This window comes from Leifsonia lichenia (assembly GCF_054780215.1).
In genome coordinates this window covers 1,084,991-1,108,997 of the sequence record NZ_BAAGWT010000002.1, presented here as the reverse complement: position 1 = coordinate 1,108,997, position 24,007 = coordinate 1,084,991, and the positions used below count along the sequence as shown (strand labels likewise).

The 24,007-nt window shown below is 69.3% G+C and carries 26 protein-coding genes; 14 read left to right on the top strand and 12 right to left on the bottom strand.

All coding sequences use genetic code 11. The annotated features are described in order from the left end of the window. Positions 1-95: 95 nt before the first annotated feature. The 3 genes from ACYVGI_RS09800 to ACYVGI_RS09790 form a co-directional block, all read right to left on the bottom strand. Positions 96-830, bottom strand: coding sequence for an ABC transporter permease (locus ACYVGI_RS09800; RefSeq protein WP_460632399.1), 735 nt, complete (start codon positions 828-830; stop codon positions 96-98). Further along, the gene (locus ACYVGI_RS09795; protein ID WP_460632398.1) at positions 827-1,654 is read right to left on the bottom strand and encodes an ABC transporter ATP-binding protein; all 828 of its coding nucleotides are present in this window, start codon (positions 1,652-1,654) and stop codon (positions 827-829) included. The genes ACYVGI_RS09800 and ACYVGI_RS09795 overlap by 4 nt, the downstream gene beginning before the upstream one ends. Before the next feature lie 77 nt (positions 1,655-1,731). Continuing rightward, a complete protein-coding gene (locus tag ACYVGI_RS09790; protein ID WP_460632397.1) occupies positions 1,732-2,367 on the bottom strand; it encodes a TetR/AcrR family transcriptional regulator in 636 nt (211 codons plus the stop codon). 144 nt (positions 2,368-2,511) lie between these two features. On the opposite strand from ACYVGI_RS09790, the gene ACYVGI_RS09785 reads away from it, so the two are divergent. Together ACYVGI_RS09785 and ACYVGI_RS09780 are read left to right on the top strand one after the other, a co-directional pair. Further along, entirely contained in the window at positions 2,512-3,078 is a 567-nt protein-coding gene (locus tag ACYVGI_RS09785) for a LemA family protein (protein ID WP_055895541.1), read from the top strand. A gap of 9 nt (positions 3,079-3,087) precedes the next feature. Then, positions 3,088-3,987: a M48 family metalloprotease gene (locus ACYVGI_RS09780; RefSeq protein ID WP_460632396.1), complete on the top strand. Its 900-nt coding sequence runs from the start codon at positions 3,088-3,090 to the stop codon at positions 3,985-3,987. An 88-nt stretch (positions 3,988-4,075) separates the two neighbouring features. On the opposite strand, the gene ACYVGI_RS09775 is transcribed toward ACYVGI_RS09780, so the two are convergent. Both ACYVGI_RS09775 and ACYVGI_RS09770 read right to left on the bottom strand, forming a co-directional pair. After that, on the bottom strand, positions 4,076-4,498 hold the full coding sequence (locus ACYVGI_RS09775; protein WP_460632395.1) for a hypothetical protein: 423 nt from the start codon (positions 4,496-4,498) through the stop codon (positions 4,076-4,078). 103 nt (positions 4,499-4,601) lie between these two features. Beyond that, on the bottom strand, positions 4,602-5,813 hold the full coding sequence (locus ACYVGI_RS09770; RefSeq protein WP_460632436.1) for a winged helix-turn-helix domain-containing protein: 1,212 nt from the start codon (positions 5,811-5,813) through the stop codon (positions 4,602-4,604). Between the two features lie 178 nt (positions 5,814-5,991). Between ACYVGI_RS09770 and ACYVGI_RS09765 the strand changes: the two genes are divergently transcribed. The 6 genes from ACYVGI_RS09765 to ilvA all read left to right on the top strand — a co-directional run bounded on the left by ACYVGI_RS09765 (position 5,992) and on the right by ilvA (position 12,900). Beyond that, entirely contained in the window at positions 5,992-7,131 is a 1,140-nt protein-coding gene (locus ACYVGI_RS09765; RefSeq protein ID WP_460632394.1) for an ABC transporter substrate-binding protein, read from the top strand. Further along, positions 7,110-8,132 (top strand): ABC transporter permease, encoded by a 1,023-nt coding sequence (locus ACYVGI_RS09760; RefSeq protein ID WP_460632393.1) that lies wholly within the window; start codon positions 7,110-7,112, stop codon positions 8,130-8,132. The genes ACYVGI_RS09765 and ACYVGI_RS09760 overlap by 22 nt, the downstream gene beginning before the upstream one ends. Beyond that, positions 8,120-8,986, top strand: a complete 867-nt coding sequence (locus tag ACYVGI_RS09755) for an ABC transporter permease (RefSeq protein WP_460632392.1) — start codon at positions 8,120-8,122, stop codon at positions 8,984-8,986. The genes ACYVGI_RS09760 and ACYVGI_RS09755 overlap by 13 nt, the downstream gene beginning before the upstream one ends. A gap of 3 nt (positions 8,987-8,989) precedes the next feature. After that, positions 8,990-10,126 (top strand): ABC transporter ATP-binding protein, encoded by a 1,137-nt coding sequence (locus ACYVGI_RS09750; protein WP_460632391.1) that lies wholly within the window; start codon positions 8,990-8,992, stop codon positions 10,124-10,126. A 120-nt stretch (positions 10,127-10,246) separates the two neighbouring features. Then, positions 10,247-11,521: an AI-2E family transporter gene (locus ACYVGI_RS09745; protein ID WP_460632390.1), complete on the top strand. Its 1,275-nt coding sequence runs from the start codon at positions 10,247-10,249 to the stop codon at positions 11,519-11,521. Between the two features lie 119 nt (positions 11,522-11,640). Continuing rightward, positions 11,641-12,900, top strand: a complete 1,260-nt coding sequence (ilvA, locus tag ACYVGI_RS09740; RefSeq protein ID WP_460632389.1) for a threonine ammonia-lyase — start codon at positions 11,641-11,643, stop codon at positions 12,898-12,900. A gap of 71 nt (positions 12,901-12,971) precedes the next feature. Here the strand turns inward: ilvA and greA are convergent, their stop codons facing one another. Further along, complete coding sequence (gene greA / locus ACYVGI_RS09735; protein WP_460632388.1) at positions 12,972-13,460, bottom strand: transcription elongation factor GreA; 489 nt, start codon at positions 13,458-13,460, stop codon at positions 12,972-12,974. Positions 13,461-13,572: 112 nt separating this feature from the next. Further along, the gene (locus ACYVGI_RS09730) at positions 13,573-13,968 is read right to left on the bottom strand and encodes a DUF4307 domain-containing protein (protein ID WP_460632387.1); all 396 of its coding nucleotides are present in this window, start codon (positions 13,966-13,968) and stop codon (positions 13,573-13,575) included. 188 nt (positions 13,969-14,156) lie between these two features. Between ACYVGI_RS09730 and ACYVGI_RS09725 the strand changes: the two genes are divergently transcribed. Continuing rightward, the gene (locus ACYVGI_RS09725) at positions 14,157-14,438 is read left to right on the top strand and encodes a hypothetical protein (RefSeq protein ID WP_460632386.1); all 282 of its coding nucleotides are present in this window, start codon (positions 14,157-14,159) and stop codon (positions 14,436-14,438) included. Between the two features lie 77 nt (positions 14,439-14,515). Here the strand turns inward: ACYVGI_RS09725 and trhA are convergent, their stop codons facing one another. Then, complete coding sequence (gene trhA / locus ACYVGI_RS09720) at positions 14,516-15,322, bottom strand: PAQR family membrane homeostasis protein TrhA (protein WP_460632385.1); 807 nt, start codon at positions 15,320-15,322, stop codon at positions 14,516-14,518. A 71-nt stretch (positions 15,323-15,393) separates the two neighbouring features. Between trhA and ACYVGI_RS09715 the strand changes: the two genes are divergently transcribed. From ACYVGI_RS09715 to ACYVGI_RS09695, 5 genes are all read left to right on the top strand, one after another. Then, positions 15,394-16,179 (top strand): isoprenyl transferase, encoded by a 786-nt coding sequence (locus ACYVGI_RS09715; protein WP_460632384.1) that lies wholly within the window; start codon positions 15,394-15,396, stop codon positions 16,177-16,179. A gap of 100 nt (positions 16,180-16,279) precedes the next feature. Next, positions 16,280-17,221 carry a hypothetical protein gene (locus ACYVGI_RS09710; protein WP_460632383.1) on the top strand — a complete coding sequence of 314 codons (942 nt, stop codon included), beginning with the start codon at positions 16,280-16,282 and terminating at the stop codon, positions 17,219-17,221. A gap of 78 nt (positions 17,222-17,299) precedes the next feature. After that, positions 17,300-18,421 (top strand): aminotransferase class V-fold PLP-dependent enzyme, encoded by a 1,122-nt coding sequence (locus tag ACYVGI_RS09705; RefSeq protein WP_460632382.1) that lies wholly within the window; start codon positions 17,300-17,302, stop codon positions 18,419-18,421. 295 nt (positions 18,422-18,716) lie between these two features. Then, positions 18,717-20,066, top strand: coding sequence for a PhoH family protein (locus ACYVGI_RS09700; protein ID WP_460632381.1), 1,350 nt, complete (start codon positions 18,717-18,719; stop codon positions 20,064-20,066). A gap of 69 nt (positions 20,067-20,135) precedes the next feature. Beyond that, positions 20,136-20,798, top strand: a complete 663-nt coding sequence (locus tag ACYVGI_RS09695; protein ID WP_460632380.1) for a prepilin peptidase — start codon at positions 20,136-20,138, stop codon at positions 20,796-20,798. Between the two features lie 145 nt (positions 20,799-20,943). Here ACYVGI_RS09695 and ACYVGI_RS09690 read toward each other — a convergent pair whose 3' ends face one another. The 4 genes from ACYVGI_RS09690 to ACYVGI_RS09675 are packed head-to-tail and all read right to left on the bottom strand — an operon-like array spanning position 20,944 to position 23,989. Then, a complete protein-coding gene (locus ACYVGI_RS09690; RefSeq protein ID WP_460632379.1) occupies positions 20,944-22,350 on the bottom strand; it encodes a class II fumarate hydratase in 1,407 nt (468 codons plus the stop codon). Positions 22,351-22,404: 54 nt separating this feature from the next. Further along, positions 22,405-23,058 (bottom strand): carbonic anhydrase, encoded by a 654-nt coding sequence (locus ACYVGI_RS09685; RefSeq protein ID WP_460632378.1) that lies wholly within the window; start codon positions 23,056-23,058, stop codon positions 22,405-22,407. After that, positions 23,058-23,714, bottom strand: a complete 657-nt coding sequence (locus ACYVGI_RS09680) for a DUF4245 domain-containing protein (protein WP_460632377.1) — start codon at positions 23,712-23,714, stop codon at positions 23,058-23,060. The genes ACYVGI_RS09685 and ACYVGI_RS09680 overlap by 1 nt, the downstream gene beginning before the upstream one ends. Further along, positions 23,711-23,989: an exodeoxyribonuclease VII small subunit gene (locus ACYVGI_RS09675; RefSeq protein WP_460632376.1), complete on the bottom strand. Its 279-nt coding sequence runs from the start codon at positions 23,987-23,989 to the stop codon at positions 23,711-23,713. The genes ACYVGI_RS09680 and ACYVGI_RS09675 overlap by 4 nt, the downstream gene beginning before the upstream one ends. Positions 23,990-24,007 lie beyond the last annotated feature (18 nt).

The following is a 24,007-nucleotide window of genomic DNA, read 5'->3' as shown; positions in this document are numbered from 1 at the left end:
CCGCCGCTGACCGAAGCAATCGAGCCCAGGCTTTTTCACCTTAAGACGCGTTCTTAAGGTGAAAAAGCCTGGGCTCGATTGCGTCGGAGGCGCGGTCAGGCGGTGCGGCGCTGCAGGGTGAGGGCTCCGAGGATGATCGCGGCGAGCGCGAACGCTCCGATGATGAGGAGCTCGCCGCCGACGTACGCGGCGTCGTGCGTGTCGTTCGCCACCGCGTTCAGCGCGTCGACGGCGTGCGAGAGCGGGAGCCAGTCGCTGATGATGTGCAGCGCATCCGGGAGCTGGTCCCGCGGGATGAAGATGCCGCCGAGCAGGATCTGCGGGAACACCAGCGCCGGCATGAACTGCACCACCTGGAACTCGGTGCGGGCGAACGCGCTCACGAACAGGCCGAGCGTCGTTCCCAGGATCGCGTCGGCGAGCGCGACGGCGATCAGCAGCCAGACGCTGCCCGTGATCTCCAGCCCGCACACCCACACCGCGTATCCGACCGCCACGAGCGTCTGGACGATCGCCAGCAGGCCGAACGCGAGCGTGTAGCCGAGGATGAAGTCCGCCTTGCCGAGCGGCATCGACAGCAGGCGCTCCAGCGTGCCGGTGCGGCGCTCCCGCAGTGTGGTGATGCTCGTCACCAGGAACATCACGATGAACGGGAACAGCGCGAGCATCGCCGGGCCGATCGTCGAGAAGACCGGGGTGTCGGTGAAGATCCACGCGACCAGGCCGATCAGCAGGCTGGGCACGACGACGAGCAGCCCGATGGTGCGCGGGTCGTGGCGGATCTGCGTCAGCACCCGGCCGGCGGTGGCGATGGTGCGTGAGCCGTTCATCGGGCCGCCCCGCTCTCGTCGCCGGGATGTGCGACGTCCGCGTCGTGCGCGTCGTCCGCGCCGTCCGCGGCGTCCATACTGTCCGTCCCGTCCGCATCCGGCAGCGCGTGCTTGGGATGGCGGCGGCGGATCAGCGCCAGGAACGCGCCCTCCGCATCCTCCGCCCCTGTCGAGGCCAGCAGGGATGCGGGCGTCTCGTCCGCGAGGATCGCCCCGTCGCGCATCAGCAGCAGCCGGTCGCAGCGGCTGGCCTCGTCCATCACGTGACTGGAGATGAGCAGGCTCGTCCCCGCATCGGCCAGGCGGTGGAACAGCTCCCACAGCTCTACGCGCAGGAGCGGGTCGAGGCCGACCGTCGGCTCGTCGAGCACGAGCAGGTCGGGGGAGCCGAGCAGGGCCGCGGCGAGCGAGACGCGGCTGCGCTGCCCGCCCGAGAGCGTGGAGACGAGCTGCCCGGCGTTCGCGCCGAGGTCGGTGGCCGCGATGGCGCGGTCGACGTCGGCCTTCGCCGCCCCGAGGATGCGCCGGAAGTACGCGAGGTTCTGCTGCACCGTGAGGTCGTCGTAGACGCTCGCCGCCTGGGTGACGTAGCCGACCCTGTGCCGCAGCCCGGCAGAGCCGGCCGGTTCTCCCAGCACGTCGACCGTGCCCCCGGCGATGCGCTGCACGCCGACGATCGAGCGCATGAGCGTCGTCTTCCCGCATCCACTCGGCCCGAGCAGGCCGACCACCTCACCGCGCGGGATGCGCAGGGTCAGGCCGTCGAGGATCGTCGCGCGGCCGCGGCGCACCGTCAGCCCGTTCACGGAGACCGCTGTGCCCATCGAGGAAGTGCCCACCGAGGAAGTGCCCGCCGCGGAATTCATCATGTGATGAATTATTCGCCCGCGACGGCGAGGCGTCAAGGACGATCCAGGCTCCCCGCCGACGGGTTCCCGAACAGATGCCACTGCACCACGGGCCCGACGCGCCGCGCCAGCTCGTCGGCGTCCGCGTGCGCGATCGGCTCCAGCTTGAGCACGAACCTGGTCAGCATCAGCCCGACCAGTTGGGATGCGGCGAGGTTCGCCCGCAGGTCGGCGTCCTGCCCTCCCGCCAGGGCCGCCAATCGCACGAAAACCTCCCTGGTCAGGAACTCCTTGAGCATCCGGCTGCCAGGTCCGCTGCCGAGAGCCGTGCGCAGGATCGCGACGATGCGGGCCTGAGACTTCGCGTCGTCGAGCTGCCGGAGCAGCAGACGCACCACGGACGTGCCGATCTCCTCCCTGGGTCCGGCGAGGATGACCTCCAGGATGCGGTCGGGCCGCAGTGGCGCATCCAGAGACGCGGTGAACAGCTCGGCCTTGTCGTCGAAGTAGTGGTGCACGAGGGCGGAGTCGACGCCCGCGCGTCGCGCAATCGCCCGCAGCGACGCCGCGTCGTAGCCGTGCTCGGCGAACTCCTCCGTTGCCGCCTTGAGGATGGCGGACTTGGCGGATGCGCCGTCCCGCTCCTTGCGCGGACGGCCCCGTCTGCGACGCTCGGCGACCTCACTCACGTGCCCATTGTGCACCCCGCCTGCCGAACCGCACCACGCTTGCTTTGAGAGTGGTGGGAACGCGGTGGGAGCGCCGTGGCCCGCCGTTAGGATGAGATCTGCGCCCAGTCGTTCACGCGCCAGCACACCAAGGAGTACCCGAAAATGGAATGGCTCATCCCGGTCATCATCGTCGTCGTGATCGTCGCGATCATCGGGATCTACCTGTGGGCCACCTACAACTCGCTGGTGACGCTCAAGGTCCGTGTCGACGAGGCGTGGAGTGACATCACGGTGCAGCTCAAGCGGCGTGCCGACCTCATCCCGAACCTCATCGAGACGGTCAAGGGATACGCGGCGCACGAGAAGGGCGTCTTCGAGTCCGTCACGCAGGCGCGTGCCGAGACGCTGTCCGCGCAGGGGCCGGCAGAGGCGTCCGTGGCCGAGGGCCACATGCAGAGCGCCCTGAAGAGCATCTTCGCGGTCGCTGAGGCGTACCCGCAGCTCCAGGCGAGCCAGAACTTCCTGCGGCTGCAGGCCGACCTGGTCGACACCGAAGACAAGATCCAGGCATCGCGCCGGTTCTACAACGGCGGCGTTCGCGAGCTAAACACCAAGATCAAGGTCTTCCCCAACAACATCTTCGCCAAGCGCATGGGCTTCACCGAGCGCGACTTCTTCGAGGTCAGCGACCTCGCGGCCATCGCCGAGCCCCCGCGCGTCCAGTTCTAGCGGGCGGCGATGTATAGGGCGATAGCCAGGAACAAGCGCAATACGGTCTTCACGATCCTGCTGTTCCTGATCATCATCGGTGGGCTCGGCTGGCTGGCGAGCCTCATCTACCACAGCTACACGATCCTCTGGTTCGTGATCATCGGCGCCACGCTCTACGCAGTGGTGCAGTACTTCCTGGCCAGCAGTCAGGCGCTGAGCATGTCGGGCGCCGTCCCCATCACCAAGGCGGACAACCCGCGGCTCTGGAACGTGGTCGAGAACCTGTCGATCACCACGGGCACGCCGATGCCGGCGGTCTATGTGGTCAACGACCCGGCGCCCAACGCGTTCGCCACCGGCCGCGACCCGCAGCACGCCTCCGTCGCGGCCACCACCGGACTGCTGGACATCATGACCGACGCCGAGCTCGAAGGCGTCATGGCGCACGAACTCGGTCACGTCCGCAACTACGACATCCGGCTGTCGATGATCGTCTTCGGCCTCACCGTGGCCATCGGCTTCATCGCGGACATCTTCCTGCGCATGGCGTTCTTCGGCGGCATGGGCGGCAACCGCAACAACAACAGCGGCGGTGGCGGCGGCAACCCGGTCATCATCGTCTTCGGCCTCATCGCCGCGATCATCGCCCCGCTCGTCGCGACCCTCGTGCAGCTCGCGGTCTCCCGCCAGCGTGAGTACCTCGCCGACGCCACGGGAGCCATGACCACCCGGCATCCGGACGCGCTCGCGAGCGCCCTGCTCAAGCTGGAGGCCTACGGCCGCCCCATGCAGAAGCAGAACTCGTCGATGGCGCACCTCTGGATCGCCAACCCGCTCAAGCCCAGCGTGATGAGCCGCCTGTTCGGCACCCACCCGCCCATCCCCGAGCGCGTCGAGCGCCTCGAGAAGATGGGTTCCACCTTCTAGCCGTTCGCGCAGCTATCGAGCCCAGCCTTTTTCACCGCAGATCGCGCTTTTGCGGTGAAAAACCCTGGGCTCGATCGCTGCGGCGGGCTCAGCCGAGTTCGGCGGTGCCCGCGTAGCGGTACGGGATGCGCGTGGAACCGGCGCGCGACGCATCCACCGGGTGCCAGGCGGTGCCGACGGTCTGGCCTTCGACGGTCGACACATCGCGGATGGGGTCGGCCGGTTCGCCGTCGACGAAGCTCTGCACGACTTCGGCGTAGACGGTGTCGTCCGGGTTCAGCAGCACGGCGACGTAGTGGTCAGACGCCCGCACCTCGGCAGCGGGCACCCAGATGCGTCCGTCGAACTGCACGAGGCTCGTGCCGTCCTGCGCGCCCCCGCGTTTGACGCCGGTGACGAAACCGTCCACCCAGCTCTCCCCGTCGCGGTAGGCGTAGAGCTCGCGCATCGGCGATTCGAAGTCGGCCTCATCGGCCCCGGCAGCATCCAGATACTCCAGCGGTGAACTCATGCCCGCACACTACGCCCGCCCGCCTCCCGTGCCCAAGCAATCGAGCCGGGACTTCTGTACGCGACACGCGGGCGACTCGCGTACACAACTCCCGGCTCGATGGCTACGCGAGTGCGGCGGCGAGGAGCGGGGCGAGGTCGCCGCGGTGCGGGGCGGTGACCGAGACCGCGTCGAGGCCCTGCCAAGCGGCGGTGCTGCGCAGCAGCGGCACCAGGCGCTCCACCGTCTCGGCGGGCGCGCCGGGCTCCGACCACGCCGACTGCACGCGCAGCACGCGAGCCTGCCTGTCGCTCTTCAGGTCGATGCGCCCGACCACGCGGTCGTCGAGCAGGATCGGCAGGGTGTAGTAGCCGAAGATGCGTTTCTCGGCCGGGGTGTAGATCTCGATGCGGTAGTGGAAGTCGAACAGCCGCAGCGCCCGGTCGCGATACCAGACCACCGGGTCGAACGGCGAGAGCAGAGCCGTGGCCGACACCCGCCGGGGGAGGCGCGCATCCCGGTGCAGCCACGCCTTCTCCGGCTTGCCGCCGCGCTCCCAGCCGCCGACCGCCACCGGAATCAGCTCGCCAGCGTCCTCCAGCTCCTGGATGGCCGCGATAGCCGGAGCCCGCTTGATGCGGTAGTAGTCGCCCAGGTCGGCCGCCGTGCCGATGCCGTGCGCGACCGCCGAGCGGCGGATCAGCTCGCGCACCGCATCCACCGTCGGCACGGTCGTGTCGAGGACCGACGAGGGCAGCACGTCTTCCGCCAGCGCGTAGCGGCGCTGGAACCGCGTGCGCCCCGCCACCGCCACCTCGCCGAACAGGAACAGGAACTCCAGCGCCCGCTTCACGTCCGACCAGCCCCACCACGGCCCGCTGCGCTTGTTGGCGTCGTGCTCGATCTCGCCTGCGACGAGCGGCCCGCGTTCGGCGAGCTCTGCGCGCAGCCACTCCACGGTGGATGCGTTCCGCTGGTACCACCCGTCGGGGTCCGTGCCATAGCGCGCCCGGAAACCGTCCATCCGCCACTGGAACAGCGGCCAGTCCTCGCGCCGGATGAACCCGGCCTCGTGCGGCCAGTACTCCGTGTGCGGCGACTTGGCGGCGAAGGTCAGCTTGTCGAGCAGCTCCTTGTCGTACGCCCCGACCCGCGCGAACACCGGTAGATAGTGGCTGCGCTCGAACACGTTGACCGAGTCGATCTGCAACAGGTTGATGCGGTCGATCACCCCGTTGAGCTGCCGGGTGCCGACCGACTCGGGATGCGGGCGGCCGAACCCCTGCGCGGCAAGGGCGATGCGGCGTGCGAGCGCGGGGGAGACCTTTTCTACCACGGTGTCGACCATAGCGGGAACCTCGGACAGTCCTTCCCCGCTCGTTCACCTGCCGTCCATCGACGCCACCCCGGCTGGTCGAACGACCGCCATACGTTTGCATCGGCCCGGACGGGAATCCATGTGTCCCGCGACCGAACGCGGGACGACTGACCGGGCACCCCACACTGGAGGAACCGTGACATTCAAGCGCGCACGCGTCGCCGGCCTTGCCGCCGCGGCCACCGTCGTCGCACTCTCGCTCGCCGCCTGCACCGGCGGGGCGAACGCAGCAGACCCCACCGCGTCGAAGGACATCGCCTCGGCCGCCGATGTGAAGGCAGCGGGAGGCATGGATGCGCTCATCGCCGCCGCGAAGAAAGAGGGCACCCTCAACATCATCGCGACGCCGGGCGACTGGGCGAACTACCAGGAGATCTTCGACGGCTTCACCAAGAAGTACGGGATCACGATCAACCCGAGTCAGGACAGCGCATCCAGCCAGGAGGAGATCGACGCGGCGAAGAAGCTCAAGGGCCAGGACACCGCTCCTGACACCTTCGACGTCGGCTCGTCCGTCGCCCTCGCCAACACCGAGTACTTCGCGCCGTACAAGCCGACCGGCTGGGACGACATCCCCGCGAACGAGAAGGAGAGCACCGGTCTCTGGAAGGTCGGATACTACGGTGTCATGGCCGTCGGCTACGACGCCAACAAGATCAAGTCGGCTCCGAAGAGCCTCGACGACCTGCTCGGCTCCGAGTACAAGGGCGCCGTCGCGCTGAACGGCAACCCGACCCAGGCCGCGGCAGCCGCGGGCGCCGTCGCGTTCGCCGATCTGCAGGCCGGCGGAACCCTCGACGACCTGACCCCCGGCATCGACTGGTTCGCGAAGCTGAAGAAGGCGGGCAACTGGAACGCCGCCGACGGCAAGCCGAACACGATCGCCTCCGGCGAGACCCCGGTGCTGCTCGACTGGTCGTTCAACCAGAAGGGGTACACGACCTCCGACACGATCAAGGGCGGCGGCGTGAACTGGAAGTACACCGTTCTCCCCGGCACCGCGTACGTCGGCTACTACAACCAGGCCATCAACAAGGATGCGCCGCACCCGGCCGCCGCGCGCCTCTGGGAGGAGTACCTCTACAGCGACGCTGCGCAGAACGCCTGGCTCAAGGGCGGGGCGTACCCGGCCCGCGTGGATGCGATGGAGAAGGCCGGCACGCTGAACAAGGCCGACTTCCCCGGCAAGCTCGACAAGACCGCCGTCATGACGGACAAGCAGGCCACCGACGCCGGAACCCTGCTCAACGCCAAATGGGCGAACGCGGTCGGTTGATGTCAGAGACCACCGTCGGCGCTGCTGCGCCGCCGCTGGACAGCGATGGCGCCGGGGAGACCCGGCGCCAATCGCCGTTCGGCGTCGCGTCCGCCGAGCGGACGCAGCACGACTCCGGAGCGCGCTCCGGCTCGGCCCCGGTCCGGCGTCGCCGTCGCGGGCTCCCCGCCATCGTCGGCCTCACCCCGTTCGCCTTCTACGTCGTCGTCTTCCTCGCGATCCCCACGATCATCGCGGTCGGTAGCGGGTTCGTGGATGCGGACGGCCGGTTCACCTGGGCGAACCTCACCGGCCTCGCAGAGCCGGCCATCTTCGGCTCCTTCGTCGGCGCGTTCTTCCTCTCCGCGGTGACCGCCGTGGTCGGCGCGATCGGCGGCGCCGCACTCTGCTTCGCCATGCTGCGCTCGCGCCCGGGAGGGGCGACCCGCTCGCTGGTCGACTCGGCCAGCAGCGTCCTCGCCCAGTTCGGCGGCGTGATGCTCGCGTTCGCGTTCATCGCGACCATCGGAGCACAGGGGCTCGTCACGGTGCTGCTGCGCAACCAGTTCCACATCAACATCTACGAGAACGGCGTCTGGCTCTACACGGTGCCCGGCCTCATCCTGCCGTACCTCTACTTCCAGATCCCGCTCATGGTCATCACCTTCATGCCGGCTCTCGAAGGACTGAAGCCGCAGTGGCTGGAGGCGAACGCCACCCTCGGCGGTAACAGGGCGACCTACTGGTTCCGGGTGGGCATCCCGGTGCTGCTGCCGTCGTTCCTCGGCAGCCTGCTGCTGCTGTTCGCCAACGCGTTCTCCTCGTACGCCACCGCTGCGGCCCTCGTCGGGCAGGCGAACAACATCGTCTCCCTGCAGATCAGGCAGGCGCTCATCTCCGAGACCGTCCTCGGGCGCGCCAACCTCGCCGGGGCCATGTCGCTCGGGATGCTCGTGGTCATGGTCGTGGTGATGCTCGGCTACTCCGCGCTCGCCTCCCGCACCGCCAGGTGGCAGCGATGAGCGGCGCGAAGGTGGAGAGCAGACGCCCCACCCGCGCCCGCCGGAACGCCCAGGCTCTCCGCTTCGGCCCAGGGCCGTTCGCACGCGCGATCATCTGGACGATCTTCGGCCTCTTCTTCCTCATCCCGCTGTTCTCGATGCTGGAGTTCACGCTCCGCACCGCGAAGCCCGGCGTCTACAGCTTCGACAGGTGGGTGCTCGTCTTCAGCGGCGAGACCACCCGCTACGACCGCATCTACCAGGGTCTCGGCAACTCGCTCGTCCTGGCGGTGGTCACCGTCGCGATCGTGCTCCTCGTGCTGCTGCCGACGATGATCCTGGTCGAGGTGCGCATCCCGAAGCTGCGGCGCGTTCTGGAGCTGGTGTGCCTGCTGCCGATCGTGATCCCCGCGATCGTGATGGTCGTCGGGCTCGCGCCGACGTACGCGGTCGTCACCGACCTGTTCGGCTCCGGCACCTGGACGCTGGCCTTCGCATACGGGATCCTCGTGCTGCCGTACGCCTACCGGGCGATCCAGAGCAACATCGCGGCGATCGACGTCGTCACCCTCAGCGAGGCGGGTCGTTCGCTCGGCGCCGGGTGGCTGAGCGTGCTGCTGCGCGTCCTGGTGCCGAACCTGCGCCGCGGCATCCTGGCAGCGAGCGTGCTCTCTGTGGCCGTGGTGCTCGGCGAGTTCACCATCGCGTCGCTGCTCAGCCGGGTGAACCTGCAGACCGCTCTGCTGCTGGTCTCGCAGTCCGACCCGTTCGTCGCGGTCATCTTCGCACTCCTCGCGCTGGTGTTCGCGTTCCTCCTCCTCTTCGTCGTCGACCGTCTCGTGACGGCCGGTCGTCGACGCTCAGCGAAAGGCTGACCTGTGTCCGCACTCGAAACCTCCGTCCGTCCCGTCCCTGCGTCCGCGCAGGGGCTCGGCAGCACCGTCGAACTCCGCGGCGTCGTCCGCGACTTCGGCGGCGGCGCCGGTCTCGCCGGGCTCAGCCTCAGCGCCCGCCCCGGCGAGCTGATCGCCCTGCTCGGCCCGAGTGGCTGCGGCAAGACCACGGCGCTCCGCGCGCTGGCCGGGCTGGAGCGGGTGGATGCCGGAAGCATCCTCATCGACGGAGAGGATGTCACCGACCAGCCGACCAACCGCCGCGACCTCGGCATGGTCTTCCAGTCCTACTCGCTGTTCCCGCACCTCACCGCCGGGCAGAACGTCGAATTCGGTCTCCGGATGCGCAAGGTCGCGACCGCCGACCGCCGCCGCCGTGCAGCGGAGGCTCTCGAACTGGTCGGACTCGACCACCACGCGGATCGCTACGCGCACCAGCTCTCCGGCGGCCAGCAGCAGCGCGTCGCCCTCGCCAGGGCGCTCGTCACCCGCCCGCGCGTGCTGCTCCTCGACGAGCCACTGTCCGCCCTGGATGCGAAGGTCAGGGTGCAGTTGCGCGACGAGATCCGCCGCATCCAGACCGAGCTCGGCATCACCACCTTCTTCGTCACGCACGACCAGGAGGAGGCGCTCGCCGTCGCCGATCGGGTGGCGGTGATGCGCGCGGGCGACATCGAGCAGATCGGCGAGCCGGAGGAGCTGTACCGCAGGCCGGTGTCCGCGTTCGTCGCCGAGTTCGTCGGACTCACCAACCGCGTGCCCGGCGTCGTCACGGGCGGAGAGCTGACCGTGTTCGGGATGCGGGTGCCCCTGGTGTCGCCGTCGGCGGACGGACCCGTCACGGTGTACCTCCGGCCGGAGGACGTGCTGTTCGCGGGCCAGGCGGGGGCGCGAGCCGAGGCAGGTGCGGGAGCCGGGGAACGGGCAGGCGCAGGCGCGCTGGCGGGCGTCGTGCTGACGACGAGCTTCCTCGGGGCGCTGCGCCGCACCAGGGTGCGCCTCGACGACGGGACGGAGCTGGCCGTTCAGCACGAGACGCGGAACGCCCCTGCGCCGGGGGAGCGCATCCACCTGTCGCTGGCGGGGACGCCGGTCACGGTGGGGGCCGCGGCGCAGGCGTGATGGCTTTCGCCGCCGCGGTGGGCGCCGTCCGGCGCTCCACACCTGAGCGCATCCTGTGCGTTGTGCACAGCCGGAGTCAACCCCGTGGACGCCCGGAGCGGCCAGCCTAGACTGGCGAGCATGTCAGACAACGACGCGACGCCGAAGCAGATCACCGTCACGCCGGGCGAGAACCGCGCGCCTGCGCGGGGCTGGTTCCTGAAAGCCCGCGGTGCGGCGCAGAGCAAGCCGGGGCGCACCGGCCAGTCGGGCGAGCCTGGCGCATCGGTCGAGGAATCGCTGCCGCACGGGATGCTCGTGGCGGGCGCCTGGTCGTGGCGGCTGCTGGTCATCGGCGCGGTCATCGCCGTCGCGATCTTCCTGGTGGTGCAGTTGCGGCTCATCATCATCCCGCTGCTGATCGCCGTGCTCATCTCGGCGCTGCTCGTGCCGTTCGTCGACTTCCTGCACCGTCACCGGTGGCCGCGCTGGGCGGCGATCGTGGCCGCCATGGTGTCGGTGATCGTGGTGATCGGCGGCCTGCTCTATCTGGCCGTCTGGCAGGTCACCAAGGAGAGCCACGAGCTGCAGACGCAGTCGGTGGCGGCGTACGACCAGTTCCGCGCGTGGCTCACCTCCGGGCCGCTCGGCCTCAGCGAGAGCCAGATCAGCGGTGCGCTGGACTCGCTCGTCAAGTCGGTCCAGCAGGACAGCCAGATCTTCATCTCAGGCGCTCTCTCGATCGGCTCGACGCTCGGCCACGTGCTCGCCGGAGTGCTGCTCGCCCTGTTCAGCACGCTGTTCATCCTCATCGACGGACGCTCCATCTGGAGCTGGATCGTGCGCATCTTCCCGAAGCGCGCTCGCCGGGCGGTCGACGGTGCTGGCCAGGCGGGCTGGGTGACGCTGCGCAACTTCGTGAAGGTGCAGATCCTGGTCGCGTCGATCGATGCGCTCGGCATCGGCCTCGGGGCGTTCTTCCTCGGTCTGCCGCTGGTGATCCCGATCGCCGTGCTGGTGTTCCTCGGCTCGTTCATCCCGGTGGTGGGTGCGGTGGTCACCGGTGCGCTGGCGATCTTCATCGCGCTGATCTTCAAGGGCTGGGTGTTCGCGCTCATCATGCTCGCGGTCGTGCTCCTGGTGCAGCAGATCGAGGGCCACGTGCTGCAGCCGCTGATCATGGGAACCGCGGTCAAGGTGCATCCGCTGGCCGTCGTGCTCGCCGTCGCAGCTGGCTCGCTCCTCGCCGGCATCCCCGGCGCGCTGTTCGCGGTGCCGGTGGCCGCCGTGCTCAACGTGATGGTGCACTACGTCTCGAGCGGAGCGTGGCGGGAAGGCTCGTCCGGGCCGTACGCCGCGCCGGACACGGTGCTCTGGCAGACGGTGCCGCGGCAGCCGCGCAGGGCGCGGACGTGACGGTGACGTCGCCCGCGCCGGTCACCGGCGACCGCGGTCGCGGCGGTCGGCTGCGGTCGGCTGCGGTCGCCGTCGGTCACATTCGACTCGCGGAATACGTCCGCGAGTAGGCTGTCCCCGTGGCCACGCTGACTGATTCGACGCGCACTCCTTTCGCCGGGCCGAGCCTTGACGAGATCGAGGCTGCGCGCGCCATCGTGTCCAGGGTCGCAGAGCCGACGCCGGTCGAGACGTCGCGGTTCCTCGCCGACGTGCTCGGAGCACCGGTGCTCCTCAAGTGCGAGAACCTGCAGCGCACCGGGTCGTACAAGATCCGCGGCGCGTACAACAGGATGGCCACGCTGAGTGCAGAGGAACGCGAGCGCGGCGTCGTCGCGGCCTCGGCGGGCAACCACGCTCAGGGCGTCGCGTTCGCGGCCAGGGAGCTGGGCATCCACGCCACGATCTTCATGCCTGTCGGGGTCGCCATCCCCAAGTTCCAGGCCACCCGCGACTACGGGGCGGATGTGGTCCTCAGCGGCAGCATCGTCGACGAGACGCTGCGCGCCGCCGCCGACTTCGCCGCTGAGACCGGGGCCGTCCTCATCCCGCCGTTCGACCATCCGGACGTGGTCGCCGGTCAGGGCACGCTCGGTCTCGAGATCCTCGACGACGTCCCGGATGCGGCCACCATCGTCGTGCCCATCGGCGGCGGAGGGCTCATCTCCGGCGTCGCCAGCGCGGTCAAGCAGCGCGCGGCGGCCGAGGGTCGCGAGATCCGCGTGATCGGCGTGCAGGCCGCGAACGCCGCCGCATACCCGCCCTCGCTCGAAGCGGGGGAGCCGACCGAGATCGCGCTGGTCGCGACCATCGCGGACGGCATCGCCGTGAGCAAGCCGGGCTCGCTCAACTTCCAGATCATCCGCGACGTGGTCGACGAGATCGTCACCGTGTCCGAGGACGACATCGCCCGCGCTCTGCTCGTACTGCTCGAGCGAGCGAAGCTCGTCGTGGAGCCCGCCGGCGCCGCCGCGGTCGCGGCGATCCTCGCAGGCAAGATCCCGGCGCTCGGGCCGACCGTCGCGATCCTCTCCGGAGGCAACATCGACCCGCTGCTGATGCAGCGCATCATCAGCCACGGTCTCGCCGCCTCCGACCGCTACCTCAAGCTCACGATCATGCTGCCCGACCGCCCAGGCCAGCTCGCACGCATCTCCGAAATCCTCGCCGGTGTCAACGCCAATGTGGTCGAGGTGCTGCACACCCGCCACGGCCGGGGCCTGCAGCTCAGCCAGGTCGAGCTCGACGTGAGCGTCGAGACCCGCGGCACCGACCACCGTCACCACGTCATCGAGGCGCTGCGCGCCGCGGGCTACGACCCCGTTCTCGACTACGAGTAGGCCGCACGGATCGTGCAAAAAGCGCGGTGCAGGAGACCTGCACCGCGCTTTTCGCACGAGTCGAGCGCCGGTCAGCCGGTGTAGGTCTCGACCTTCAGGATGGTGACGGCGATCTGCTTGCCGTTCGGGGCCGTGTACGTGGTCGACTCGTCGACCTTGAGGCCGAGGATGGCCTCGCCCAGCGGGCTGCCCTCCGAGTAGACCTGCAGGTCGGTGCCCGCGGCGATCTCGCGGTTGCCGATGAGGAAGGTGCTCTCGTCGCCAGCGATCGTCGCGGTGATGACGGTTCCCGGTTCCACGACACCGTGGCTCTGCGGGGCTTCGCTCACCGTCGAGTTGCGCAGCAGGTTGGTGAGCTGCACGATGCGGGCCTCGATCTTGCCCTGCTCGTCCTTCGCAGCGTGGTATCCGCCGTTCTCCTTGAGGTCGCCCTCCTCGCGGGCCGCTTCGATGCGCTTCGCGATCTCGTTTCGGCCGTTGACGCTGAGCTCCTCGAGTTCGGCCGCGAGACGGTCGTACGCATCCTGGGTCAGAAAGCTGACCTGAGACTCCTGAGGCATGATGAACTCCTTTGCGCCGCCGGTCGGGGACCGGCTGGGCAGATCGGCCGGTCCGGGGACCGGCTGGATAAAGTCGACGCCCCGACATCAGGTCGGGGCGTATCGAAGAATCCTAGGTCAGCCAGCAACTGGAAATCAAACCAGTGTTGCTTTGTTCCGTCGTCCTGATCGTCTCGGTGTAGTCGGTGAGCCGCTTCTCGGAGGCCGGAATGCTGATGATGCGCCAGCCGACGACGGCGAACGACTCGTTCAGCGCCTGGATGGCGCAGGTCACCGGGGTGCCGGGAGGAGTGTTCACGGAGAAGCTGATCGACACGTGATGCGCATCCGTGATCGTGTATGCCGTGTCTGTCGTCTCCAGGTCGGCCTGGTCGTTGTCCCACCCCGCCCAGAAGACCCACGCGGTGAAGATCGCGACGAACGCGATGGCTGCTCCGATGATCCACCAGCGATCCCGGCGTTTGCGATTGGGCGTGCGACCGTAACGGCGATCGATGGTCTCGGTCACCGCCATCCTTCTCCCTGCACTGAGCGTTCTCCCGTGGAAAGTGCACCGTCCTGGCGACGGTAGGCTTGAACCCAGACTAGAAGACGAAGCTGTGAAACCCTGCGCTTCGTCCACGGCTCGAAAGTGGAGACCCGGATGCCCGTAACCGCCCTGCGCGCAGGAATCGTTCTCGACCGCGAGGGAGTGCGATGATCCAGGATGCGCTGCTGCGCGCGGCCGTGTGGGTCACCGCTGCGACCCCGACGCCCACCCCGACCGGTGGCCCGAGCGACGACCAGGTCACCCCTGGTGTGGTCGGATTCATCGTCACCTTCCTGGTGGCCGTCGCCGCTGTACTCCTCGCGCTCGACATGACCAGGCGCATCCGTCGGGTGCGGTACCGGGCTGAGATCGCGGAGAAGCTGGACGCCGAGCAGGCCGGCCAGAGCGGCGAGACCGGGTCGGACGGCCGGGACGACACCGCGCGCTGAGTCGCCAGTCGCGGAGTATGCGCTGAGTCGCCAGGCGCTGAGTCGCCAGGCGCGGAGTCAGAGCTCAGCCGCCGCCCTCAGCCCACGTTGTAGACCGGGTGCAGCGCGATCAGGAGCACCGCCGTCCAGTGGCAGAGGAACGCCAGGACGGTCAGCGTGTGGAAGATCTCGTGGAACCCGAACACACCGGGGACCGGGTTCGGTTTCTTGATGCCGTAAATGACCGCGCCGATCGAGTAGAACAGACCGCCGACGAGCACCAGCACCATCATGGCGACGTTCGCGTCGAGCAGATCGACGACGTACATCAGCGCGCCCCAGCCGAGCGCCAGGTAGAGCGGTACGTACAGCCAGCGCGGCGCGTGGATCCAGAACACCCGGAAGGCGATGCCGAGCAGGGCGCCCGTCCAGACCAGCGACAGCAGCAGGATGCCCTTCGACGGCGGCAGCGCGAGCACCGCCAGCGGGGTGTACGTGCCCGCGATCAGAAGGAAGATGTTGGCGTGGTCGATCCGCTTGAGGAGGACCTTCATCCGCGGCTTCCAGTTGAAGCGGTGGTAGAGCGCCGAGTTGCCGAACAGCAGCAGCGACGTGAGCACGAACACCGCGGACGACCACTTCGCCGGGGCGCCGTCCGCGAGCGTGATGAGCACGATCCCGGCCGCGATGGTGACGGGGAACGTGCCGGCGTGGATCCAGCCGCGCCAGGTGGGCTTGATCTCGGCGGGGTTGGCGGGGGACGCATCCAGGAGCGGGATGTTGGGGAGGTCTGGGCCGCGGCCTTCGTCTGCCTTGACGGCGGCATCGGCGGAGTCGAGAGTGTCTGCCGGCCCGCTCAGGGACTCGGCGACGTCTTCCGACTTCTGGGCATCGTGCGCTGTCATGGCCCAAGGGTACGGGAGCCGCGTGACCTCATGCTGTGAGTTCGGCGCTGAGGTCGCGGTAACGTACTTCCGTGAGCAGATGGAGTTTCCCCCTCGGACGTGGGCTGCTCTACGGGCTCTACCAGAGCAAGCTCAAGCGGAACCTGCCCGCCGAGTCGATGCCCCGCCACGTGGCGATGATCATCGACGGCAACCGGCGCTGGGCGCGCCAGCTCGGGCTGACCACCGTGGCCCACGGGCACCGTGCAGGTGCGGCGAAGATGCGCGAGTTCCTGGAGTGGTGCGACGACCTCGGGATCTCGGTGGTGACGCTCTACCTGCTCTCCAGCGACAACCTCACCAACCGCGAGAGCGGCGAGCTCTCCGACCTCATCGAGATCATCGCCGAGCTCGCCGACGACCTGTCCCGCTACCGCGACTGGCGCGTCCAGCACGTCGGCTCGACCGCTGGGCTGCCGGAGCCGCTGATCGCCGCTCTGACGGGCGCTGAGGACCGCACAGCGCAGAACACCGGCCTGCACGTGAACCTGGCGGTCGGCTACGGAGGACGCAAGGAGATCGTGGATGCGATGCGCGACATCGTCGCCGCCCACCACGCTCAGGGGGGAAGCCTGGAGACCCTCGCCGACCTGCTCACCCCCGACCTGATCGGCGAACACCTCTACACCGGTGGCCAGCCGGACCCCGACCTCGTCATCCGCACCTCCGGCGAGCAGCGGCTCAGCGACTTCATGCTCTGGCAGAGCGCGCACAGCGAGTTCTACTTCGTGGAAGCTCTCGGCCCCGACCTGCGCGAGGTCGACTTCCTGCGCGCCGTGCGCGACTACTCGCGACGGCAGCGGCGGTTCGGCGGCTGAGCGCCCGGCCGCTGCTATGGTCGGGGGGAATCCGTCAACGGAATCAGCTCTGGGGTGAGGGGCGGACGGTGACGACGGGGTTCGACCGATGGGGGTTGCGATGGGTGCTGCGAGACGACTCGCTCTGACGGCATGGCGGGCGGACGACGGCCGGATGCGCGTCGCGGCCTGGACGGCGTCGGCCGCCGCGCTGCTCGGCATCGGGCTCGCCTGGTCGGCACTGCGCGTGATCGGCCTCTATGCGCTCTGGACCGTCGGGATGAGCGACGGTGTGCTGTTCGCCTCGGAGTTCGGCGCCAGAGCGGTGCTGCTCGCTCTGACCGTCGTCTGCCTGGTGCTCGGCATCGCGCGCAGGGCAGCGCGGGGCGCTGGTCTCGGCTGGCTCGTCGCCGCGATCCTGCTGTCCGGGCTGCTTCTCGTCGTCCACGTGGTGCAGCTCACCTACCTCACGCATTTCGATCTCCGGAGCCTGTTCAGTTCCACGTCGCTCACCTGGCTGGGCTTCGCCGCCCTCACCCTCGCGGCGTGCGTGCTCGCCCTGACGGCGCGCCGACCGACCGCGCTGCGCTCTGCGCCCGTCGCCGAGCCGGACCGGAGCGCGCAGGCGGCGGGACCGTACCTGTGGTTCTCGGTCGCTGCCGCGTTCATCGCGTTCGTGGCGTGCATCCTCGTCGTCGCGCAGGCTCTGATCGTGCCGAACGCCTGGGGCCCTGCGATCGTGGCGCTCGTGCAGGCGGGGGTGACCGTGATCGTGGTGGCGGTGCAGGTGATCGGCTCCCTGTTCGTGCAGCGCGGGTCGGCGCTCGCCCGGCTGGTGGTCAGCGCGGTCGCGATCGTCCTCCTGAGCGACGCCACCGAGTCGTCGCTGCTCGGCTTCGGGGGCGACGACGGCGTCTCCCACGTGGGACTCCTCGTCGCGACCGTCTGCGCGATCGCGGCGGCGGTTCCGCTCTGGCTTCCCCCGGTGTCCCGCTACCTCGCGGATGCGGCGGAGCGTCGCGGCGACGCGAGCGCCGTGGAGCCCACGCGCGCCGCCGGGTGATTAGCCGCCCTGTGAGACGCCGCCGGGCGATCCGCGCATCCCCGGACTGACAGAATGTTCCGGGAGGTCACAACACACATGACGAAGACGATCGACGAGTTCGCTGCCGGGTTCACCGAGGAGTCCGGCTACCTCGACTACGGCAGGGTGGGTCCGATCTCGGCGGCGGCGCTCGCCGAAGCGGTCGGGCAGTACGAGATCCTCGCCAAGGCTCGGTTCGGCAGCATCGAGCGGATGCGCGCAGAGGACCAGCGGGTACGGGATGCGGTGGCCGCGCTCACCCGGTTCCCGTCCGACCAGGTGTCGTTCCAGCCGACCGCGTCGATCGGGCTCATGCACGCCGCGTTCGGGCTCACCGGCGGCGAGGTGCTGCTGTCCGCCGCCGAGTTCCCGAGCATCACCTACGCGGCCGTGCGGGCCTCGCAGGCGATGCGGGTCGTCACGCCGACCTGGCTGGAGACCGACCACCAGCGGGTCACGCCGGCGCGCATCAAAGAGCAGCTCACCTCCAACACGACGGCCGTGATGGTGAGTCTCGTGGACTCGCGCACCGGCTACCTGGCTGACATCGACGGCATCCGCCAGGTGATCGGCGACCGGCTGCTGATCGTGGATGCGATCCAGGGCTTCGGCGTCGTCGACGCGCCGTACGAGGTGGCGGACGTCGTGGTCGCCGGCGGGCAGAAATGGGCGCGCGCCGGATGGGGGACAGGCTTCCTCGTCGCGAGCGAGCGCGCCATCGAGCACCTCACCCCGGTGTTCAGCGGCTGGACCGGCGCCGATCTGGACGGATCGTGGGACGAGGTGGGGGAGCCGAGCGCCAGCACGCGCGCGTTCAGCATCTCGAACCCCGACCCGATCGCGCAGGCCAGGTTCGCCGCGGCGCTCGAGGACATCGCCGCGGTGGGCGTCCCCGCCGTCGGCGCGGCGATCGGCGACAGGGTGGAGCGCGTGTTCGACCTCGCCGACGAGTACGCGATCCCGGTCGCGTCGTCGCGCAACGCCGCCGAGCGGGCGGGCATGGTCGTGCTGGAGCCGCTGCCGGAGCAGCTGACCGCGCTGAGCGCGAGCCTCTTCAACCACGGGATCACCGCATCCATCCGGGCCACCAACGTGCGCATCTCGGTCCACGCCGGCACCACCGACGAGACCTTCGACATGCTCCGGGCCGCCTTCACCTCCTACGCCTCCGCCTCCTGAGCGCGCCCCAGCCCCTAGCCATCGAGCCCAGGGTTTTTCACCGTATACGCGTCGAATACGGTGAAAAAGCCTGGGCTCGATGGCGTCGGTGTGGGGCGCACCCGAAGTGGGGGCGAAAGTTCATCTGATGGAAACGCGACACGGCGGTGTGTCGGACGGACGGGGGCTTGGCGCGGCGTAGGTTCGGCTTATCGGGCACGGAGCCCGATCGAGACGGCCACGTAAGTTCGTTTCGACACCCACCGGCCGACTCGCCAAACAGATCCGCGAGCTCTACAGAGCGAGCGGGGTGGGAGTGGTCGTGGCTGAATCAGGTACCCGACAGTTCGAGTCGACCGGCAGCGGAATCAACCAGGCGGAGCGCACGTACGTGCTCGACACCTCGGTCCTGCTGTCCGACCCCCAGGCGATCTTCCGTTTCGCCGAACACGCTGTCGTCATCCCCGTCGTCGTCGTGAGCGAACTGGAGGGCAAACGCAACGATCCCGAGATCGGCTACTTCGCGCGGCAGGCACTGCGCAATCTGGACGAGCTGAGGATCAAGCACGAACGGCTCGATTTCCCCATCCCGGTCGGTGACGGCGGATCGTTGCGGGTGGAGCTCAACCACTCCAACATGTCGGTGCTGCCGAGCGGATTGCAGCTCGGGGACAACGACTCGCGCATCCTGGCGGTCGCGCTGAACCTCGCCAACGACGGCCTCGCCGTCACGGTCGTCTCCAAAGACCTTCCGCTGCGCGTCAAGGCGGCGTCGATCGGTCTGGCGGCGGAGGAGTACCGGCACGAACTCGCCGTCGACTCCGGCTGGACCGGACTCGCCGAGGTCTCCCTCGGCAGCGACGCGATGAGCGACCTCTACGAGAACGAGTGGATGCGCACAGAGCTGGTCGATGGGATGCCCGCCAACACGGGCCTCATCATCCACTCCGACCGCGGCTCCGCCCTCGGCCGCGTGGTGGCGGACGGCGAGCTGAAGCTCGTCCGCGGAGACAGGGACGTGTTCGGGCTGCACGGCCGCTCGGCCGAGCAACGCCTCGCCATCGACATGCTCCTCGACCCGGAGATCGGCATTCTCTCGCTGGGCGGACGGGCGGGCACCGGCAAGTCGGCCCTCGCTCTCTGCGCCGGGCTGGAGGCGGTGCTCGAACGGCAGCAGCACAAGAAGATCATGGTGTTCCGGCCGCTGTACGCGGTGGGCGGCCAGGAGCTCGGCTACCTGCCGGGCGACCAGGGCGAGAAGATGAACCCGTGGGGCCAGGCGATCTTCGACACCCTCGGAGCGCTCGTCTCGCAGAACGTGCTCGACGAGGTGCAGGACCGCGGCATCCTCGAGGTGCTGCCGCTCACGCACATCAGGGGCCGGTCGCTACACGACGCGTTCGTGATCGTCGACGAGGCCCAGTCGCTGGAGCGCAACGTGCTGCTGACCGTGCTGAGCCGGGTCGGACAGAACTCCCGCGTTGTGCTGACGCACGACGTCGCGCAGCGCGACAACCTCCGGGTCGGCCGTCACGACGGCGTCGCCTCGGTGATCGAGACGCTGAAGGGGCACCCGCTGTTCGGGCACATCACGCTCACCCGTTCGGAGCGCTCGGCGATCGCGGCGCTGGTGACGGAGATGCTGGAAGGGAACGAAGTGATGTGAACAACCGCATCCACGCCCCCGGATGTGGATAACGTACTGGGGCGTTCGACGGGTTGTTAGCGTCGCTCTGTGGGGAAGCAGCAGCGAACGTTACGGAGGCCGACCGGGCAGGCACCGGTCGGCCTCTGCGCTGCCTGGTGGGCGGCCAGGCTCGCGGCTGTCGCGGCTGTGCTGGCTGTGCTGGCTGTGCTGGCTGTGCTGGCCGTGCTGGCCGTGTTGGTCGGGTGCGCGCTGATCGCGCTGGACTCTGCGGGAGCGGCGCCGTCGCGTGTGGTCGGGACCGCGTTCCTCGCGGCCGTGACGTTTCCTCTCTGCGCGGTCGACCTGCGAGAGCGCCGCCTCCCGAACGCGCTGGTGCTCCCCGGATACGCGTTCGCGGCGGTGGGGATGCTCTGGGGAGCGGTGGGGCACGGAGGCGGGCTCGATGCCGTCACCGGTCCGGTGACGGTCGCGGCCGTTGTGCTCGCCGTCCTGCTCTGCGCGGCGGCCGGGGGAGCGCTCGGGATGGGCGACGTCAAGCTCGCGGGCGTCGTCGCGCTGGTGCTCGGCGGGCTGGCCGTGCACGCGCAGGTGGATGCGGTGGTCGCCGTTGTCGCGTGGCTGGCGGTGGCGTTCGGTGTGGCGGGGATCGTGGCGGCGGTTTCGCTGCTGCGTGGCGCATCCGCGGCGGACGGGGTGCCGCTGGGGCCGTACCTGCTCGGAGCTTTCTGGGCGGTCGGAGCGGTGCTGTGAGCCGGTCGCCGCCGGTCGCGCCGAGCGCCTGGACGCGAGGGGCGGGAACGCGAGGGCCGGGAACGCCGAGGGGCGGGAACGCCGAAGGGCGCCCTCCCGCAGGAGAGCGCCCTTCGTAGCGAGCATCTGCGTGAACGCCTCGGGCTCAGCCCGGGTGGGTCATGCTGAGGACGTCGAGCGCCTTGTCGAGCTGCTCGAGGGTCACCTCGCCGCGGTCGACGAAGCCGAGGTCGATGACGGCCTCGCGCACGGTCATGCCCTGGGCGACGGAGTGCTTGGCGACCTTTGCGGCGGCCTCGTAACCGATGGCCCGGTTGAGCGGCGTCACAATCGACGGGCTCGACTCCGCGTACGCGCGGGCGCGCTCCACGTTCGCCTCCAGGCCGGCGACGGTTTTGTCGGCGAGAACGCGCGAGCCCTGGGTGAGCAGGCGGATCGACTCGAGCAGCGCCGTGCCCATGACCGGGATCGCCACGTTGAGCTCGAACAGGCCGGACGCGCCGCTCCAGGCGATGGTGGCGTCGTTGCCGATCACGCGGGAGGCGACCATCAGCACCGCCTCCGGGATGACCGGGTTGACCTTGCCAGGCATGATCGACGAACCGGGCTGGAGGTCCGGGATGTGCAGCTCGCCCAGGCCGGTGTTGGGGCCGGAGCCCATCCAGCGGAGGTCGTTGCAGATCTTGGTGAGGCTGACCGCGATGGTGCGGAGGGCGCCGGAGGCCTCGACCAGCGCATCCCGGTTGGCCTGCGCCTCGAAGTGGTTGCGGGCCTCGGTGATCGGCAGCTCGGTCTCCTGCGTGAGCAGCTCGATGACGAGCTGCGGGAAGCCGAGCGGCGTGTTGATGCCGGTGCCAACCGCCGTGCCGCCGAGCGGGACCTCTGCCACACGGTGCAGGGACGCCTGCACGCGCTCGATGCCGAGACGGATCTGCGCGGCGTAGCCGCCGAACTCCTGGCCGAGGGTGACGGGGGTCGCATCCATCAGGTGGGTGCGACCGCTCTTGACGACGGTGGCCCACAGCTCCGCCTTCTGCTCGAGCGACACCGCGAGGTGGTCGAGCGCGGGGATGAGGTCGTCGATGAGCGCGCCGGTCACGGCGATGTGCACCGACGTGGGGAACACGTCGTTGGACGACTGCGAGGCGTTCACGTGGTCGTTCGGGTGCACCGGCCGACCGAGGGTGCGGGACGCCAGTGTCGCGAGCACCTCGTTCATGTTCATGTTCGACGACGTGCCGGAGCCCGTCTGGTACACGTCGATCGGGAACTCGCCGTCGTGCGCGCCGCTGACGACCTCGTCGGCAGCGGCCGCGATGGCGTCGGCGATCGACTGGTCCAGCACGCCGAGCTTGGCGTTCGCGAGAGCGGCCGACTTCTTGATGCGGGCCAGCGCAGCGATCTGCGTCGGCTCGAGCACCGATCCGGAGATCGGGAAGTTCTCGACGGCGCGCTGCGTCTGCGCGCCGTAGAGCGCGGCCGCAGGAACGCGGACCTCGCCCATCGTGTCGTGTTCGATGCGGTAGTCGGCGTCCGCCTGGGTGTCCACCACGGTGTGTTTTCCTTTCTGGTGCGGGGCCGGCAGAATCGCCGGGCTTCCCGCGGTTCAGTCGGTGACCGGGGCGGCCAATCCGACGACGACGTCGGGGACGACCCGACCTTCCTGAAGCCGGTAGTTGGCACCAACGATAGCCAACGAACCGTCCGCGACGGCGGCGCTGATCATCTCGGAGCCTTCGAGCAGCTCGGCGACGGTGTGCCGCAGGTGCTCGCGGCCGACCGCGAGCGCATCCACCGTCGCCGGATCGACCGGCTGATCGGCGGGGACGCCGGCGATGGCGTGCACGGCGGGGACGATGGGCGCGATGAGGTGCGCGATGTGCGGCGGGAGCGGGGTCGCATCCTGTGCCTGGGAGTCGATGGCGGCACGCACGGCGCCGCACTCGTCGTGCCCCAGCACCAGGATCAGCGGGACCTCCAGCACGCCGACCGCGTACTCCAGCGAGCCGAGCACGGAGTCGGAGATGACCTGACCGGCGTTGCGCACCACGAAGGCGTCGCCCAGCCCGAGATCGAAGATGATCTCGGCGGCGAGCCGGGAGTCTGCGCATCCGAAGATCGCGGCCAGCGGGGCCTGACCCGTGGCGATGGTCTCCCGGCGCTCGACGTCCTGGCGGGGATGCTCAGGCTCTCCGGAGACGAACCGCTCGTTGCCACGCAGCATCGCGTCCCAGACGCGTGACGGCCTCGGCTTACCCATTACGAACCTCCCAGTTGCCGGATCTGATCGGCGAGCGACCCTGCGACGGTGCCGAACTCGGCGTCGCTGGCCGTGCCGAAGACGATGATCGTGCTCTTGCCCGCCGTGCTGACGAGCGCGTACTCCACGTTGCCGTTGTCGTCGCTGGACGTGCGGTTGTCGTAGACGTCCCAGCGCACGCCGTCGATGGTGCGGGTGCCCTTGATCATGGATTTGTTGACCTGCTGCGCCGTCCAGGTGTCGTTCGCGTCGAAGCCCTGGGTGATGCCGATGTACTGGGCCTTCGGGGTGATCAGCCCGATGTACCAGGAGTCGACGCCGTCCGGCGTCTTGGTGCGCAGCTCGGCGTTGTTGGACTTCCAGCTCGACGGAAGCTCCGGCACGAGCAGCCTGTTCGGCTCCGAGCCCTGCGCCTGCGCGGCGATGGAGGCGTAGTCGACGGGCGGCGCGGACGACGTGGGGTTGCCGCGGGGCACGAACAGCACGATCACGGCCACGAGTGCGACGCACGCGATCAGCGAGTAGACGAGGTTGTTGACGGTCTGCCTGTTGCGGTGGTTGGCCGAGTTCACGGCCTTGCGCGCGGCGGTCTCCTCCGGCGTCTCCGGGCGTCCGAGCTCGGCGACCACCGCGGGTGGCTTGGTGCGAGGGCTCATTCGGCGTCCGTCGATCCGGCGGTTGCCGCGCCGACGCCCGCCCCGGCGCGTGCCGCATCCAGCCGGGCCTTCGCTCCGATCAGCCACTCCTCGCAGTGCCGCGCGAGGGCTTCGCCGCGCTCCCAGAGCGCGATCGAGTCCTCCAGCGTCGACGAGCCCTGCTCCAGTTGACCGACGACACGGATCAGCTCGTCGCGCGCCTCCTCGTAGCTGAGCGAGGCGAGCGGATCGCTGCCGAGGGCGTCGTCGCTGGAGGTCGACTCGGTGGGGGGCATGGCATCCATTCTATTTGT

Excerpts from the sequence above, each read along its gene's own strand:
- ACYVGI_RS09800 (WP_460632399.1), bottom strand. The coding sequence starts at position 830 with ATGAACGGCTCACGCACCATCGCCACCGCCGGCCGGGTGCTGACGCAG.
- ACYVGI_RS09795 (WP_460632398.1), bottom strand. The coding sequence starts at position 1,654 with ATGGGCACAGCGGTCTCCGTGAACGGGCTGACGGTGCGCCGCGGCCGC.
- ACYVGI_RS09785 (WP_055895541.1), top strand. The coding sequence starts at position 2,512 with ATGGAATGGCTCATCCCGGTCATCATCGTCGTCGTGATCGTCGCGATC.
- ACYVGI_RS09780 (WP_460632396.1), top strand. The coding sequence starts at position 3,088 with ATGTATAGGGCGATAGCCAGGAACAAGCGCAATACGGTCTTCACGATC.
- ACYVGI_RS09775 (WP_460632395.1), bottom strand. The coding sequence starts at position 4,498 with ATGAGTTCACCGCTGGAGTATCTGGATGCTGCCGGGGCCGATGAGGCC.
- ACYVGI_RS09760 (WP_460632393.1), top strand. The coding sequence starts at position 7,110 with ATGGGCGAACGCGGTCGGTTGATGTCAGAGACCACCGTCGGCGCTGCT.
- ACYVGI_RS09745 (WP_460632390.1), top strand. The coding sequence starts at position 10,247 with ATGTCAGACAACGACGCGACGCCGAAGCAGATCACCGTCACGCCGGGC.
- greA (WP_460632388.1), bottom strand. The coding sequence starts at position 13,460 with ATGCCTCAGGAGTCTCAGGTCAGCTTTCTGACCCAGGATGCGTACGAC.
- ACYVGI_RS09725 (WP_460632386.1), top strand. The coding sequence starts at position 14,157 with ATGATCCAGGATGCGCTGCTGCGCGCGGCCGTGTGGGTCACCGCTGCG.
- trhA (WP_460632385.1), bottom strand. The coding sequence starts at position 15,322 with ATGACAGCGCACGATGCCCAGAAGTCGGAAGACGTCGCCGAGTCCCTG.
- ACYVGI_RS09710 (WP_460632383.1), top strand. The coding sequence starts at position 16,280 with ATGGGTGCTGCGAGACGACTCGCTCTGACGGCATGGCGGGCGGACGAC.
- ACYVGI_RS09705 (WP_460632382.1), top strand. The coding sequence starts at position 17,300 with ATGACGAAGACGATCGACGAGTTCGCTGCCGGGTTCACCGAGGAGTCC.
- ACYVGI_RS09685 (WP_460632378.1), bottom strand. The coding sequence starts at position 23,058 with ATGGGTAAGCCGAGGCCGTCACGCGTCTGGGACGCGATGCTGCGTGGC.
- ACYVGI_RS09680 (WP_460632377.1), bottom strand. The coding sequence starts at position 23,714 with ATGAGCCCTCGCACCAAGCCACCCGCGGTGGTCGCCGAGCTCGGACGC.
- ACYVGI_RS09675 (WP_460632376.1), bottom strand. The coding sequence starts at position 23,989 with ATGCCCCCCACCGAGTCGACCTCCAGCGACGACGCCCTCGGCAGCGAT.